Genomic DNA, 14,975 nt, shown 5'->3' on the forward strand with positions numbered 1-14,975 from the left:
CAGAGACTGAAATTATATAGAATAAGAGGTGCTTTATGAAATATAAAAGATTAACCGCATTGCTTTCGGCATCCATTCTTCTCTTATCCGGATGCTCCGGGCTTCCCAGAGAAAGGAGCCAGACCTATACGGACACGCTGTTTGACACCGTCATCAGCGTCCAGATCTTTGATTCCGTAGATGAAGACGTTCTGAAAGGCTGCGAGAAGCTTTGCAAGAAGTATGATTCCATGTTCTCCAACAAGATTGAAGACAGCGAGATCTCCCGGATCAATTCTGCCGGCGGGAATCCCGTAGAAGTGTCGAAGGAGACCATCAAGCTGATTAAGAAGGGCATCTATTACAGCGAGATGTCGGACGGCGCTTTCGATATCACCATCGCCCCGGTATCCAGCCTCTGGGACTTCAAGGCCGAGACTCCTTCTGTCCCTTCCCCGGAAGCCATCGCAGAGGCGGTAAGCCATGTGAATTATGAAAACATCATCATCCGGGATAATACGGTTAAGCTCGCCGACCCGCAGGCGGGCATTGATCTGGGAGCGATCGCCAAAGGATATATTGCGGACCGGATCAAAGATTACCTGGAAGAGGAAGGCGTCAGGCACGCCATGATCAATCTGGGAGGAAATGTGCTGGCCATGGGCAGCAAGCTGGACGGCTCCGATTATAATATCGGTATCCAGAAGCCCTTTGATGAGACCGGAGAGCCTATAACCTCCGTCAAGATCTCGGACAAATCCGTGGTAACTTCCGGCATATACCAGCGCTACTTTAAAGCGGACGGCAAGATCTACCACCATATCCTGGATCCCAATACCGGATATCCTTGCGAGAACAACTTATACAGCGTGACCATCCTGACGGACTCGTCGCTGACTGCCGACGCTCTGAGCACTACCTGCTTTCTTCTCGGCTACGATCGAGGCATGAAGCTGATCAATCAGCTGGACAATGTGGATGCCGTATTTATCACGAATGACAATCAGATCCACTATTCAAAGAATTTTCAGAATAATCAATAAGAACGTTAAAAATCCCCTCTGTTCAAATGAACCGAGGGGATTCGTTTATTTAGTAGTAACCCACCGAACTGAAGGCGGCAACGCCGAATATCACCATAAAGATGATGTAAATGACCACTACCACGCCTGTAATGATCAAGGAGGCACGGCAATAGTTCCTGCGGTTTACATTGCCGTTCTTCCCGAACGCCCATACAAAATATAGCACGATGCCTGCGCATGGTATGCACAGGGCAAGTATGGTAAGTACCCAGTCTCCCAAAGACATTGGGCTGGTATCCATGCCAGTGTCATAGGTTCTGTTATATCCGGTATTATTTCCCACATTATAATTGTAATTATCCTGATAGTTATAGCCGCCCTGCTGGCCGGTTCCATTCTGGTACTGCTGGTAGTTATACTGCTGATTCTGATTCGCATTGCCATAGTACTGCTGGCCTGCATTGGCATCTGTATAAGACTGGCCTGCATTCGGGTCTGTATAGGACTGGCCTGCGCCCGCCTCTGTATTAGTCTGGCCTGCATTCGGATCCGTATACTGCTGGCCCGCATTTGGATCGCTGTAAGTGTCTTTTGGCATATCATTATTATCTGGCGTATTGTCAAAGTTGTTTTCCATTGTAATATCCTCCTTATTGCTATTCATTGATATTCTACCACGGCAAGATGCGAATTGCAATCTATTCATGCGTAAGGAGGCTGCGCGCCATATTCAGCAGATTGCGGGAATAATAGCTCATAGGCGGATTGTCGGGGAAATACAGGATCATTCTCCATACATAATAGAGGATCATGCCTGCCATGATCCCTGCCAGCGCCAGTCTAAGAATCCTGCCCATTTTTCTTTGCAGAATATACCGGTTTACCGCAAAGGCTGCCATGTACGCCACCACCGCATAGATGAAAGGGTGGATGGAAAAAGCCCCTTTAAAATCCATCCTGAGCAGGCAGAAGGCCGCCCGGGTCATGCCGCACGCAGGGCAGGGATATCCTGTCAGCAGCACGGATGGGCACGTGCTGTATAAAAAGTTTTTCATGAACGCAAAATAGGCGATTATGAAAATAATCACCCATTTTGCCTGCTTGATATCGTTCCACAGCAATGCATACGCATCGCGCATTATTTGCTTTAGAGTACGTTTCATCCGATATACGCCTTTATTATATATCTTATAATATGATCTTCTTTGGACATTTCTGTGCGCATGCGCCGCAGTTCGTACATTTCTCAGGATCAATATGCGCAATATTGTCTACCACTTTGACCGCGTCAAACTCGCAGACCTTCTCGCACATCTTGCATCCGATACATCCCACTGAGCATGCCTTCATGACATCCTTGCCCTTATCCTTGGAACTGCACTGTACCAGATGCTTCTGGTCGTACGGAACCAGCTCGATCAGATGCTTCGGGCATACGGCGATACACTTGCCGCAGGCCTTGCATGCTTCTTTATCTACCACGGCAACGCCGTCTACCACATGAATCGCGTCAAACGGACATGCCTTTACGCAGTTTCCTTCTCCAAGACATCCATAATTACAAGCCTTCGGTCCGCCGTCCTGCATCATGTTTGCCATAATACAGTCTCCCAGCCCGTGATACTCGTATTCCTGCTGTGCCTTGTCACAAGTGCCCGCGCATTTAACGAATGCAACCTGGTGAACCTGCTCTCCTGCTTCCTGGCCCATAATCTCGCCAATCTTTGCAGCCACCGGAGCGCCTCCTACCGGACATCCGCCAACCTCTGCCTCGCCTTTGACGATCGCCGCAGCTAGTCCGGAGCATCCTGCGTAGCCGCAGCCGCCGCAGTTATTCCCTGGAAGAACGCCGAGGATTGCCTCTTCTCTTTCATCTACTTCTACTGCAAATTTCTTGCCTGCAATTCCAAGGAACACACCAATGAATAATCCGGTGCCGCCTACGATTGCAGCAGCAATAATAATACCTGTTATACTCATAGCCTGCTCCCTCCTATATCAGTCCTGAGAATCCAAAGAACGCGATTGCCATAAGGCTTGCCGTGATCAGCACGATCGGGGTTCCCTGGAAAGACTCAGTCACATCGTTGTATTCCATCTTCTCGCGAAGACCTGCCAGGATAACGATCGCAAGCGCGAATCCGGCAGATGTTCCAATACCGTTGATTACGCCCTGGGCAATGGAATATTCCTTCTGTACATTGGTAAGCGCAACGCCGAGCACCGCGCAGTTGGTCGTGATCAAAGGCAGATACACGCCCAGCGCATTATATAAGGCCGGCATGGCTTTCTTTAAAAACATTTCTACAAACTGAACCAGCGCCGCAATGACCAGAATAAATACGATGGTCTGCAGATATTCGAAATGCAGCGGTATCAGTATAAACTTATAAATCAGTCCTGCAATAAAGGACGCGATCGTAATAACGAAGATAACTGCGCCACCCATACCGGATGCAGTCTCAACCTTTTTGGAAACGCCAAGGAATGGACAGATTCCCAGGAACTGGCTGAGTACGACGTTATTAACAAGAGCTGATCCTATTGCAATAATCAATAATTCTTTCATCTATGTACTCCTCCTACTCTTCGTTTCCTGTCGGGAAGACCTTCCCGCTGCATGCGCCGTTGCTGCATGAAGCGCATCCTTCTCCGCATGACGCTGCCTCTGTTACTTTCTTGCCCTTCTTAGCCGCATTATTCTTCACCTTGTTCTGAAGGGCTGTAAGTCCTGCAAGCACAAGGAAAGCGCCAGGCGCAAGGATAAAGATCGTAACCGGGACATAGCCGGCCTTGCCAGCCGCTTCGTCAGCCAGCGGAATCAGCTGGTATCCGAAGATCTTGCCGGATCCGATTAATTCACGCACGATACCGATCGCTGTAAGGCCTACCGTAAATCCAAGGCCCATGCCAATGCCGTCAAAGATGGATGGCAGAACCGGATTCTTGGAAGCGTAGCTCTCCGCACGTCCCAGAATAATACAGTTAACAACAATCAAAGGAATGTAGATTCCCAAAGCATCATAAAGGCTTGGGACAAAACCTTCCAGCAAGAATTGTACAATTGTTACGAATGATGCCACGACTACGATGAAAGCCGGGATTCTCAGGGAATCCGGAATAATCTTGCGCAGCATGGCGATCAGCATATTAGATAATACTAATACGACTGTTGTAGAAAGACCCATACCCAGGCCATTGATAGCGGATGTTGTTACGGCAAGCGTAGGACACATGCCCAGCATCAGGACGAAGGTAGGATTCTCTTTTACTAAACCGTTATAAACTCTTTCGGTACATCTATTCATCTTAACTACCCCCTAAAACGCATTCTGGTAATAGCCTAAGGCAGCGTTTACCGCTCCGGTTACCGCTCTTGATGTGATCGTCGCTCCGCTCAGCGCATCAATCGGCTCTCCGTCCCCGCCGTCTTTGGATACTACAAATTTTTCAGCCTGTTTTCCCTGGTACTGCTCATAGAAAGCCGGCTCCGTCGCTCTCATTCCAAGACCCGCGGTCTCAGTGATAGACAGAATGGAGATTCCATTGATCGTACCATCGGCTGTAATGCCTACCGTGATCTTGATGTCGCCGCCATAGCCTTCCTTATCTGTTACGGTAACGACATAGCCTTCCTCTCCTACTGTGCAGACTTCATCGATGGTGGCCTTTACGCCCAGATCTTTGATTGCCTTGTCGGCAGCCTTCTGGTCTACGTCGATGAGTTCAAAATCATTTGCGTCTGCATCCGGAAATACTTGCTGCCATGCTTCTTTCTTGGCAGCATCCTGGGCCTGGGCGATAGGCTCCTTCGTGATCTCATAGACCGCGCCCAGACAGATTCCTGCAATTAAAGTAATTAAAGTCAGAATGACCGTATTCTTAATAATCTTATTCATTATTTCTCTCCTCCTTTACCAAATGGTTTTGGAAGAGTAACCCTTTCAATCAACGGTACAAAAAGGTTACTGATGATGATTGCATAAGATACGCCTTCCGCAGAGCCGCCAAAGAGACGGAACAATCCGGTCAGTATACCCAGCAGGGCTCCGTATACATACTGTCCCTTCTTCGTAATCGGCGATGTGACATAATCAGTAGCCATGAACCATGCGCCAAGCATCAGTCCGCCTCCGCACAGGTGAGCGGTGATGTACTGAGGATCGAAGAATCCCACGCCAGCCTTGGTGAAGTGGCCAAAGATGCCTACGAAGATCACGAATGTGACAATATAGGTTCCCGGAATCCGAAGATCGATGGCTCCTACAAGGATCAGGAAGATCGCTCCGATAATAATAGCAATGACAGAAGTCTCGCCGATAGTTCCTGGAATCTTTCCAATCAGCATATTCATCGTATCAACGGTCTCGCCGTCTTTCAGAAGTGCTAATGGAGTAGGTCCGCTGACGCCGTCATAGATAAACTTCGTCATTGGTCCTGTAAATGAAATCAGCAGGAAGCATCTTGCTCCAAGAGCCGGGTTCATGAAGTTCTGTCCCAGTCCTCCGAACAGCTGCTTTACGATCAGGATGCCAAATACGCTTCCCAATGCGCCCATCCACCACGGAGCGGATGCAGGCATATTAAGTCCCAGCAGCAAGCCGGTTACGACAGCACTGAAATCATTGATCGTAACCTTCTTATGCATTAATTTTTCATATATGTATTCAGTCAGAACTGCGGATATAGTCGTGCTAAGCAGCATGACAAGGGCCGGCAGTCCAAAGTTCCATACACCAAAGGCAGAAGCCGGCAACAGTGCAATGGTTACCATAAGCATGATATTTCCTGTGGTAACTTTGGAACGTATATGTGGTGAAGATGACACTTTCAATTTGTTTTCACTCACGTTTGTTCACCTCTTCCTCTTTTCTCTCTTATTTATTTTTTCTTCTTGCGGTTTGCCATCGCAATCTTTCTCATTGAGCCAATTGCCTGTTTCAACTGACGTTTTGCAGGACATACGAAACTGCAAGAACCACATTCCATACATTCCAGTCCTTCATGGGAAGTAAATGCTTCCTCATTGTGGTGCTCCGCGTAATCTGCAAGCCTTGACGGAATCAGCCTGCTTGGACAGGCATCTACGCAGCGTCCGCAGTTGATGCATGCGGAAGGCTCGAACTGCGCCACTTCATCTTTGGTAAATCCAAGAATGGAGGATGAAGTCTTTGTAACCGGCACATCCAGCGTAAACATGGCAAAGCCCATCATCGGTCCGCCTGATATCAGTTTTTCCGGCTCAGTCTTAAATCCGCCTGCAGCCTCTACCAATTCTGCCTGATTCATTCCGAATGGAACCCTGAAGTTTCCTGGCTCGTTCACTGCGTTGCCGCTGACGGTAACCACGCGCTCCATAGACGGCTTTCCTTCCACTACCGCCTGATAGATGCTCACCATCGTCGCAACGTTGTCTACAACGCATCCTGCGTCCGCAGGAAGCATGGCTGAGTTGATTGCCCTGCCCGTAGTCGCGTAGATGAGCTGACGCTCGCCTCCCTGCGGGTACTTGGTCTTAAGCGCAAGTACTTCCATGCGAGGCTCGTCTTTCGTCAATTCTTTTAATTTCTCAATGCAATCTGGTTTATTATCTTCTACGCCAAAAATGCCCTTCGCATTATCAAATAGCTTCAGGACAATCTTCATTCCGCCCACAAGCTTCTCGGGCGTCTCCATAATAGTTCTGTAGTCTGCCGTGATATACGGCTCGCATTCCGCGCAGTTTGCAATAATATAATCAATCTTCTCTGGTTCTTTTGGTGACAGTTTTACTCTTGTCGGGAAACCTGCGCCACCCATACCAACAACTCCGGCATTTCCGATGATATTAAGTATCTCTTCCTTGCTCATCTCATCCAGAGGCTTAACGGCAGGATACTCAACTTCCTCATATTCACCGTCATTCTCGATTACGATACTGTTAACGGTTCCTCCTGTCGGATTTAAATGTGGTGCGATCGCTTTCACTGTACCTGAAACCGACGCATAGATAGGTGCGGACACGAATCCTCCGGCTTCTGCTATCATCTGGCCCTTTAAGACGCGGTCGCCAACAGCCACAACCGGGTTCGCCGGTGCACCGATGTGCTGGGAAACTGGATACACCAAATCCCCTTTGGGTTTTACTTCGACAATCGCCTTGTCTTTTGCCAGGCTTTTGCCGTCATCCGGGTGGATGCCACCCTTAAATGTTAACAATGCCATCCCTTTTTCCTTCCTTCCTTTTTACTCTTTATATACTATACATGAAAATGCCCAGTTTATCCAGTGGATATCGGGCAAATTTTTGTATATTTCCACGAACATCTTGTCGAATTTTTAACACATAAAAGATAGAGGCCACCGGGCCTCTATCTCCTATCTTCTATTATGTTCGACCTTTTGCCTATTCTGCTGAATCCTCTTCTGCAACTTCTTCCACGCTTTCTGTGCCCGGCTGTGCCTTCTCATCATTCGCCGGCTCTAACGCTTTCATGCTCAGGCTGATCTTCTTCTCTGACTCGTTCAGGTCTACGATCTTCGCTGTGATCACCTGGCCTACGGACAATACGTCTGATGGCTTATCTACATGAGCCTTGGAGATCTGAGAAACATGAAGCAGGGCGTCCACGCCTGGCGCTAACTCTACAAACGCGCCAAAGTCTGTCATCCTTGCTACCTTTCCTTCAATGACTTTGCCTACCGCGAAATCATCCGCAGCATTCGCCCATGGATTCGTCTCCGGGAACTTCAGGCTCAAAGCGATCTTCGTATCATTGATATCTTTGATCAGAACCTCTACCTTCTCGCCAACCTGGAATACCTTCTTTGGATTCTCAACACGTCCCCAGGACATCTCAGAGATATGAAGCAGTCCGTCAACTCCGCCAAGGTCGATAAATGCGCCGAAGTCTGTTACATTCTTAACAGTTCCTTCCATTCTGTCTCCAACCTGAAGCCTTGCAAACAACTCTTTCTGCTTCTCAGCGCGCTCAGCCACAAGAAGCTGTCTTCTATCGCCGATCACCCGGTTTCTTCTAGGATTGAATTCGCTGATGACAAACTCGATCTCCTGATCCTGGTATTTGCTCAGATCCTTCTCATAAGTATCCGACACAAGGCTCGCAGGGATGAATACTCTTGCTTCATCAATCACTACGCTTAATCCGCCGCCAAGAATCTGCGCAACAGGCGCTTTGAGCACCTCGTGATTCTCATACGCCTCTTTCAGCCTCTCATTGCCTTTTTCAGCCGCAAGTCTCTTATACGTCAACAGCACCTGACCTTCGCCATCGTTAACTTTCAGGACTTTGGCAGTCATCTCATCGCCTACGGAAACCATTGTGGTCAAATCTGCATTGGCCTCATTGGTGTATTCGCTTCTTGTGATGATGCCATCTGCCTTGTACCCTATATTTAAGATGATTTCATCGGGCTTTACATCGATGACCGTACCATCTACGACCTCTCCATTCCTTATTGTCTTAAAAGACTCTTCTAACATTTGTTCAAAAGTTAATTCTGACATTATTTTGAACCTCCTCAATTATATTGTTGGGCGTGGATGCCCCTGCTGTAATACCTACTGTTTCCACGGACCTTAATTGATTCATATCAAAATCGTCAAGTGTCTGTATATAGTACGTATTCAAACATGCCTTTCCGCAAATTTCAAATAACTTCTGAGTATTTGAACTACGCTTATCTCCGATGACAATCATAGCATCTACTCTCTCTGCAATCTGACGGGCTTCTTCCTGCCTTTCTTTGGTCGCATTGCAAATCGTATTTAAAACAATTATATCATACTCTTTTTTTGTGATTATTTCAACTAAATCTTTGAATTTATTGTAATTAAATGTCGTCTGGGAGACTACGCATATTCTCCGGGCTGTATCCGGGGGCCGAAAATGCTGCGCATCTTCTGCTGTCTGGATAACCGTCACGTCATCTCCTGCCCAGCCTTTGATGCCCTCCACCTCCGGATGCTCGCTATTGCCGATGATGACAATGTGCGATCCTTTCTGACTTTCTTCGGCCACGATATTATGGATTTTCTTTACGAAGGGGCAGGTAGCATCCACGCAGTCTAAGCCCTTCTCTTCCAGTTTATCGCATATGGCCTTGGGGACTCCGTGGGAGCGGATGATCACGACTCCTTCTTCGAGTTCTTCCAGTTCTTCTTCCGAACCGATGACTTCCACGCCCTGGCGCCTCAGATCCTTGATCACCTCTTCATTATGGATGATCGGTCCATAGGTGTAGATCTTCTCACCCTGATGGAGTTTTACCTGTTCATATACCGTCTCAACTGCCCGCCTTACGCCGAAGCAGAATCCTGCGGTCTTTGCCAACTCAATCTTCATCCTTCATCCTCTTCTCATCTATGCTTATCTGCACAGTTTCACGATGGCCGCAACCACTTCTTCTATCGTCATATGGGAACTGTCGACCAGCACCGCATCCTCTGCCTGCTTAAGCGGGGCGATTTCCCTGGTAGAATCTCTCTCATCCCGCTCTTTGATGTCCCGTGCGATCTCATTCAGATCGCAGGCAACGCCCTTTTCTGTCAATTCGTCGTAACGACGCTTTGCCCTTGTCTCCACGCTGGCTGTCAGGTATATCTTTACATCCGCATCCGGAAGAACGCAAGTACCGATATCCCTGCCGTCCATGATCACATCCTGCGTGCGGGCAAGGCCTTTCTGCAGTTCCAGCAGTTTCTGGCGGACCTGGGGGATCGCCGAGGTCAGGGACGCCATCTTGCCAACCGCTTCCTCCCTGAGCCTGTCCGTAATATTCCTGCCGTTCAGGTAGACTTGCTGGAGGCCCTCTTCATAACGGATCGTAACCTCTGCGTCTTTCAAGGCATTCACGATCTTATCCGTCTCTTCCGCCCGGATGCCCTTGTCGAGGAAATGAATCGCCATTCCCCGGTACATAGCCCCTGTATCAACATAGATATAGCCCTTCTCCTTTGCCACAAGTTTGGCGATGGTGCTCTTTCCTGCCCCTGCCGGACCATCAATCGCAACATTATAACCCATTGTATCTCTCCTCGCTTCTTTTACTTTATACTGCTTCCTGCCGCATATGCGGTAGACCACGCGATCTGCAGGTTGAACCCTCCGGTAAGCGCATCCAGATCCAGCACCTCGCCTGCAAAGTACAGGCCTTTTACCTGCTTTGACTCCATGGTCCCAGGGTCAACCTCCCTGGTGCGGATGCCGCCTTTCGTGATAATCGCCTCATTGTAGCCGCGAAGCCCGGTCACTGTCATCGGCAGATGCTTGATCAGATGTACGAAGGCACGCCGTTCTTCTTTGGAAATGACGTTTACCTTTTTCTCCGGGTCAATTCCGCTTAATTGTATCATAACAGGAATCAATTTGGACGGAAACAGCCTGCCTAACGCGTTCTTAAACTGTTTATTGGCGTTCTCTTCAAAGTCCCTGAGCACTCTGTGATCCAGCTGATCTTCATCTAGCGCCGGCTTTAGATCAATCTCCAGGCGCAAGTTTTGTTCCTTTAACTTCTTGCCGACATAACTGCTGGCGCTGATGATAATGGGACCGCTGACCCCATAATGGGTGAACAGCATTTCCCCAAATTCCTGGTAGACATCCTTTCCGCCCTGATATAAGGTGACCGTCACATTTCTGAGGGACAGGCCCTGGAGGCTGGATATCCACGGCTCATTAATCTCCATTGGCACGAGGGAAGGCATGCATTCCGTAATTCCGTGACCGTTTTCCTTCGCAAAACGATAGCCGTCTCCCGTTGAACCGGTGGACTGGTAGGACAGGCCTCCTGTAGCAACGATGCAGGCATCTCCCGACACCTTCCTGCCTCCGGACAGTTCGATATGGTCAAACCTTCCTTCCACGGACCGGACGGCTGTCACTTCGGCATGCAGTTCTGTCTTCACGCCAAGACGTCTCATCTCCTTCTCCATGGCCCTGATGACATCAGAAGAATGGTCTGACGCGGGGAACACCCTCTCGCCGCGCTCAATCTTAGTCCGAACGCCCAGTTCTTCAAAGAAATCGATGACATCCTGGTTGCTATATCCGTAAAAACTACTATACAGGAACTTGGAATTGCTGACAACCGATGAAAATAGAATATCCATATCGCATGCATTGGTAATATTGCATCTTCCCTTCCCCGTAATGAAGAGTTTCTTGCCCAGTTTCTCATTTTTCTCAAAGACCAGCACTTCATGGCCGCCTCTTGCAGCCGCAATGGAAGCAAACATGCCTGCCGCGCCTCCTCCTACAATCAAGACCTTACTCATCTTCTTCATCCTCCTGCTCGCCGGGGACGGATAATTCAACCTTATCATTCACCATATTAAGTTCATCCTTGCTGTACACCTGATATTCATCCCATATCTGCTCAAGGGTCTCAAGCGTAGAGATGACTTCCTTCTGCTTTTTCATGCACAGCGCGACTACCAAGGCATTCACCACGCTCAGTGGAGCAACCAGAGAGTCTACGATGGATGCCATATCGCTTCTGGCGATCAGATTGCAGGAGGAATATAAAGTGATGGGAGAATGCACGCTGTCCGTCAAGGTAATGACCTTGGCCTTGCGGTTGCTGGCAAATTCCAGCGCTTTCAGCGTCCGCATGGAATACCTCGGAAAACTGATTCCGATAATAACATCCTCCTCGCTGATTCGGATAATCTGCTCGAATATCTCGCTGGATCCATTGGTATTGACTACTGTCACGTTCCCGCAGACCAGATTCAGGTAAAAACACAGGAAATTAGCCAGCGGGGCGCAGCTTCTGATGCCGATCACATAGATCCTTCTGGCATTGAGAATGGTATCCACCGCAAGTTCAAACACTTCATGATCAATGGATGCCATGGTCATCTTGATCTTCTCAATATCCGACTGCAGGACGGATGTAAGGATCTCTCCCTGGCTGATCCTGCCATAGGTAACTTCCATGCGCTGGATGGAATTCAGCTTCGTGCGGACCAGTTCACCCAGAGCCTTCTGAAAGCCAGGATACCCATCATATCCGAGGGCAGTGGCAAAACGGACTACGGTAGATTCGCTGACGCCTACTTCCTCTCCCATCCTGGCCGCCGTCAAAAAAGCAGCCTTGTCGTAGTCTTCCCGAATAAAGTCTGCCAGTTTTTTCTGGCCCTTGCTGAACTTCGGATAGCCTTCATCTATTTTCTTCAACAACTCATTCTTGCTTCCCATATAGCATATTCCTCTTCTCAAATTAACATTGTTTCCATTATATATCCTAATTCCGGGATATTCAAGTAAATTCATGAGTTGTCCACCCTGCAATAATATAAGCCCGGGAGGTAGGGACTGTTATCAGTGACTATCTCCCGGGCCTGGCTTTACGCTTGTCTAAACTGGATAGCTGCCATTCTTCGTATCCGCTATGGTCTGATCCACTTTTGTCTGCTGTGCTTCCCTGTATTTAAAGAAGTCTGTCGCCACCTGCGGGAACAGCGCGTAGGTCAGCACGTCCTCATCCTGCTGGATCCACTGCTCGCACTCTTTGCGCAAGGTGTCTAATTCATCTGGAATCAGGTCTGCTGGACGGCAGGTAATGATTTCCGCATCTTTGCCAAGTACCTTCTCCCTGACCTCTTCATTGAACGGCTTGGCTGTCGCGCCATATTTTCCGCTTAATACGTCTTTTGTCTCTTTGGTTGCCATCTTATATCTCTCGCCCATCAGCACATTGAATACGGCCTGCGTTCCAACGATCTGGGATGACGGAGTGACGAGCGGCGGCTCGCCCAAGTCTTTTCTTACTCTTGGCACTTCTTCCAGCACATCGTAGAACTTGTCTTCCGCTCCCTGCTCCTTTAACTGTGAGGTCAGGTTGGAGAGCATTCCTCCAGGAACCTGGTAAAGCAGCGTCTTGATATTAACGCCCATATTCTTTGGATTCAGAAGGCCGCTTTCCAGCGCCTGATCACGGATCGGGCGGAAGTAGTCTGCGATCTCTGACAGCAGATTCTGGTCAAGGCCCGTATCGTATGGCGTTCCCTTAAAGGTCTCTACCATAACTTCCGTTGCCGGCTGGCTCGTTCCCATTGCAAATGGAGACATGGCCGTATCGATGATGTCTGCGCCCGCCTCGATTGCTTTCATGTAGGTCATTGCCCCTACGCCTGACGTATAGTGGGTATGCATCTCGATCGGAATATCCACCGCTCCCTTAAGCGCCGTCACCAGTTCGGTTGCCTGGTATGGACACAGGAGGCCTGCCATATCTTTTACACAGATAGAATTGGCACCCATATCCTCGATTCTCTTGGCAAGGTCAACCCAGTAATCCAGGGTGTAGGCGTCTCCAAGGGTGTAGGACATAGCGACCTGGGCCTCGGCCTTTTCCTTGTTTGCCGCGCTGACGGCCGTCTGCAGGTTGCGGATATCATTCATACAGTCAAAGATACGGATGATATCAATTCCGTTCGCTACGGATTTCTGAACAAAATATTCTACCACGTCATCCGCGTATGGACGGTAGCCCAGAATATTCTGCCCACGGAAAAGCATCTGCAGCTTCGTATTCTTGAATCCGTCGCGGAACTTGCGGAGTCTGTCCCATGGATCTTCCTTCAGGAAGCGAAGGGATGCGTCAAAAGTAGCGCCGCCCCAGCACTCTACCGCATGATATCCTACCTTGTCCATCTTATCCACGATGGGTAGCATCTGCTCGGTAGTCATACGTGTGGCGATCAATGACTGATGCGCGTCACGCAGGACGGTTTCTGTAATCTTTACCGGTTTTTTCTCTATTTCTGCCATTTTATATCCTCCTAATATTCAACTTTACATTTATATGCCTACGCCAAAGATCGCCATGAATGTACCGGCCGCAACTGCCGTGCCGATAACGCCCGCCACATTTGGCCCCATCGCATGCATCAGAAGGAAGTTGGTCGGATCTGCCTCCGCTCCCACCTTCTGGGATACCCTGGCTGCCATCGGAACCGCAGATACGCCTGCTGAGCCGATCAGCGGGTTTACCTTTCCATGAGTAAAGAAACACATCAGTTTTCCGAACAATACCCCGGCAGCTGTTCCGAATATAAATGCTGCAAGTCCCAGGGCCACGATCTTGAGCGTGTCCAGATTAAGGAATGCCTCCGCGCTTGTGGTCGCGCCTACAGAGGTTCCCAGCAAGATTACTACGATATACATCAATGCATTGGATGCCGTCTCGGTAAGCTGCCTTACTACTCCAGACTCGCGGAACAGGTTGCCAAGCATCAGCATGCCTACCAGCGGAGCCGTCGTAGGAAGGATTGCGCATACCACGATCGTAACGATGATCGGGAAGAGGATTCGTTCCAGCTTGGAAACAGGCCTTAACTGCTCCATCTTAATCTTCCGTTCTTTTTCCGTCGTCAGAAGCTTCATGATCGGCGGCTGGATAATCGGGACTAGCGACATATAGGAATATGCCGCAACCGCGATTGGTCCTAATATCGCCGTCTGCTGAAGTTTTCCGGCCAGGAAGATGGATGTCGGCCCGTCCGCTCCTCCTATGATGGAGATCGCCGCTGCCGCTTTATCTGAGAATCCCATCCACATTGCCCCAAGGTAAGCGGCAAAGATTCCAAACTGCGCTGCCGCTCCCAGAAGGAAGCTCTTAGGATTCGCAATCAGAGGCCCGAAGTCTGTCATAGCGCCTACGCCAAGGAAGATCAAGGACGGAAGGATCGACCACTCATCCAGAAGATAGAAGTAGTAGAGAAGTCCGCCGGTTCCATTGGCTGCATCTTCCGCATGCAGCATAATATCCGGATAGATATTTACGAGCAGCATACCAAACGCAATTGGTACCAGGAGCAGAGGTTCAAACCCATGTCTGATTGCCAGGTATAGGAAAAAGCATGCAACTGCAATCATAATTACATTGCCCCATGTAAGACTGAAAAATGCTGTCTGATGCACGAGGTTTCCTAATGTTGTTGTTATATATTCCATTTTTTAACCT

General features: G+C 49.0%; 16 protein-coding genes. 1 reads left to right on the forward strand and 15 read right to left on the reverse strand.

Annotated elements, in window-relative coordinates; all coding sequences use genetic code 11:
• Nucleotides 1–35 precede the first annotated feature (35 nt).
• Nucleotides 36–1,022 (forward strand): FAD:protein FMN transferase, encoded by a 987-nt coding sequence (locus K0036_RS10555; protein WP_025643330.1) that lies wholly within the window; start codon nt 36–38, stop codon nt 1,020–1,022.
• A gap of 49 nt (nt 1,023–1,071) precedes the next feature.
• On the opposite strand, the gene K0036_RS10560 is transcribed toward K0036_RS10555, so the two are convergent.
• The 15 genes from K0036_RS10560 to K0036_RS10630 form a co-directional block, all read right to left on the reverse strand.
• Nucleotides 1,072–1,641, reverse strand: coding sequence for a hypothetical protein (locus K0036_RS10560; RefSeq protein WP_244095258.1), 570 nt, complete (start codon nt 1,639–1,641; stop codon nt 1,072–1,074).
• Between the two features lie 61 nt (nt 1,642–1,702).
• Nucleotides 1,703–2,167: a DUF2752 domain-containing protein gene (locus K0036_RS10565; RefSeq protein WP_173694511.1), complete on the reverse strand. Its 465-nt coding sequence runs from the start codon at nt 2,165–2,167 to the stop codon at nt 1,703–1,705.
• 25 nt (nt 2,168–2,192) lie between these two features.
• Nucleotides 2,193–2,984, reverse strand: a complete 792-nt coding sequence (locus tag K0036_RS10570; protein WP_220429695.1) for an RnfABCDGE type electron transport complex subunit B — start codon at nt 2,982–2,984, stop codon at nt 2,193–2,195.
• Nucleotides 2,985–2,997: 13 nt separating this feature from the next.
• Nucleotides 2,998–3,573, reverse strand: a complete 576-nt coding sequence (rsxA, locus tag K0036_RS10575) for an electron transport complex subunit RsxA (RefSeq protein WP_004606727.1) — start codon at nt 3,571–3,573, stop codon at nt 2,998–3,000.
• Between the two features lie 13 nt (nt 3,574–3,586).
• Nucleotides 3,587–4,312 carry an electron transport complex subunit RsxE gene (gene rsxE, locus K0036_RS10580; RefSeq protein WP_025643326.1) on the reverse strand — a complete coding sequence of 242 codons (726 nt, stop codon included), beginning with the start codon at nt 4,310–4,312 and terminating at the stop codon, nt 3,587–3,589.
• Nucleotides 4,313–4,324: 12 nt separating this feature from the next.
• A complete protein-coding gene (locus tag K0036_RS10585; RefSeq protein WP_173694513.1) occupies nt 4,325–4,903 on the reverse strand; it encodes an RnfABCDGE type electron transport complex subunit G in 579 nt (192 codons plus the stop codon).
• Nucleotides 4,903–5,853, reverse strand: a complete 951-nt coding sequence (locus tag K0036_RS10590; RefSeq protein ID WP_081702041.1) for an RnfABCDGE type electron transport complex subunit D — start codon at nt 5,851–5,853, stop codon at nt 4,903–4,905. The genes K0036_RS10585 and K0036_RS10590 overlap by 1 nt, the downstream gene beginning before the upstream one ends.
• Nucleotides 5,854–5,885: 32 nt before the next feature.
• Nucleotides 5,886–7,208, reverse strand: a complete 1,323-nt coding sequence (gene rsxC / locus K0036_RS10595) for an electron transport complex subunit RsxC (protein ID WP_025643324.1) — start codon at nt 7,206–7,208, stop codon at nt 5,886–5,888.
• Nucleotides 7,209–7,389: 181 nt separating this feature from the next.
• Complete coding sequence (rpsA, locus tag K0036_RS10600) at nt 7,390–8,511, reverse strand: 30S ribosomal protein S1 (protein WP_025643323.1); 1,122 nt, start codon at nt 8,509–8,511, stop codon at nt 7,390–7,392.
• Nucleotides 8,492–9,349: a 4-hydroxy-3-methylbut-2-enyl diphosphate reductase gene (gene ispH / locus K0036_RS10605; protein WP_025643322.1), complete on the reverse strand. Its 858-nt coding sequence runs from the start codon at nt 9,347–9,349 to the stop codon at nt 8,492–8,494. Before ispH ends, rpsA begins: the two co-directional genes overlap by 20 nt.
• A gap of 24 nt (nt 9,350–9,373) precedes the next feature.
• Nucleotides 9,374–10,030, reverse strand: a complete 657-nt coding sequence (gene cmk, locus K0036_RS10610) for a (d)CMP kinase (RefSeq protein ID WP_025643321.1) — start codon at nt 10,028–10,030, stop codon at nt 9,374–9,376.
• Between the two features lie 20 nt (nt 10,031–10,050).
• Nucleotides 10,051–11,280: an NAD(P)/FAD-dependent oxidoreductase gene (locus tag K0036_RS10615; RefSeq protein WP_025643320.1), complete on the reverse strand. Its 1,230-nt coding sequence runs from the start codon at nt 11,278–11,280 to the stop codon at nt 10,051–10,053.
• Entirely contained in the window at nt 11,273–12,205 is a 933-nt protein-coding gene (locus K0036_RS10620; RefSeq protein ID WP_025643319.1) for a MurR/RpiR family transcriptional regulator, read from the reverse strand. The genes K0036_RS10615 and K0036_RS10620 overlap by 8 nt, the downstream gene beginning before the upstream one ends.
• A 159-nt stretch (nt 12,206–12,364) precedes the next feature.
• Complete coding sequence (locus tag K0036_RS10625; protein WP_025643318.1) at nt 12,365–13,780, reverse strand: oxaloacetate decarboxylase subunit alpha; 1,416 nt, start codon at nt 13,778–13,780, stop codon at nt 12,365–12,367.
• Between the two features lie 30 nt (nt 13,781–13,810).
• Complete coding sequence (locus K0036_RS10630; RefSeq protein ID WP_025643317.1) at nt 13,811–14,965, reverse strand: sodium ion-translocating decarboxylase subunit beta; 1,155 nt, start codon at nt 14,963–14,965, stop codon at nt 13,811–13,813.
• Between the last annotated feature and the right edge of the window lie 10 nt (nt 14,966–14,975).

This window comes from [Clostridium] scindens, assembly GCF_019597925.1.
Taxonomy (GTDB): Bacteria; Bacillota; Clostridia; order Lachnospirales; family Lachnospiraceae; genus Clostridium_AP.

Bases quoted from the DNA above. Each gene is read 5' to 3' on its own strand.
- K0036_RS10620 (WP_025643319.1), bottom strand. From the start codon at position 12,205: ATGGGAAGCAAGAATGAGTTGTTGAAGAAAATAGATGAAGGCTATCCG.
- rpsA (WP_025643323.1), bottom strand. From the start codon at position 8,511: ATGTCAGAATTAACTTTTGAACAAATGTTAGAAGAGTCTTTTAAGACA.
- K0036_RS10560 (WP_244095258.1), bottom strand. From the start codon at position 1,641: ATGGAAAACAACTTTGACAATACGCCAGATAATAATGATATGCCAAAA.
- K0036_RS10570 (WP_220429695.1), bottom strand. From the start codon at position 2,984: ATGAGTATAACAGGTATTATTATTGCTGCTGCAATCGTAGGCGGCACC.
- K0036_RS10585 (WP_173694513.1), bottom strand. From the start codon at position 4,903: ATGAATAAGATTATTAAGAATACGGTCATTCTGACTTTAATTACTTTA.
- K0036_RS10565 (WP_173694511.1), bottom strand. From the start codon at position 2,167: ATGAAACGTACTCTAAAGCAAATAATGCGCGATGCGTATGCATTGCTG.
- K0036_RS10555 (WP_025643330.1), top strand. From the start codon at position 36: ATGAAATATAAAAGATTAACCGCATTGCTTTCGGCATCCATTCTTCTC.
- cmk (WP_025643321.1), bottom strand. From the start codon at position 10,030: ATGGGTTATAATGTTGCGATTGATGGTCCGGCAGGGGCAGGAAAGAGC.
- rsxE (WP_025643326.1), bottom strand. From the start codon at position 4,312: ATGAATAGATGTACCGAAAGAGTTTATAACGGTTTAGTAAAAGAGAAT.
- ispH (WP_025643322.1), bottom strand. From the start codon at position 9,349: ATGAAGATTGAGTTGGCAAAGACCGCAGGATTCTGCTTCGGCGTAAGG.
- rsxC (WP_025643324.1), bottom strand. From the start codon at position 7,208: ATGGCATTGTTAACATTTAAGGGTGGCATCCACCCGGATGACGGCAAA.
- K0036_RS10630 (WP_025643317.1), bottom strand. From the start codon at position 14,965: ATGGAATATATAACAACAACATTAGGAAACCTCGTGCATCAGACAGCA.
- rsxA (WP_004606727.1), bottom strand. From the start codon at position 3,573: ATGAAAGAATTATTGATTATTGCAATAGGATCAGCTCTTGTTAATAAC.
- K0036_RS10615 (WP_025643320.1), bottom strand. From the start codon at position 11,280: ATGAGTAAGGTCTTGATTGTAGGAGGAGGCGCGGCAGGCATGTTTGCT.
- K0036_RS10625 (WP_025643318.1), bottom strand. From the start codon at position 13,780: ATGGCAGAAATAGAGAAAAAACCGGTAAAGATTACAGAAACCGTCCTG.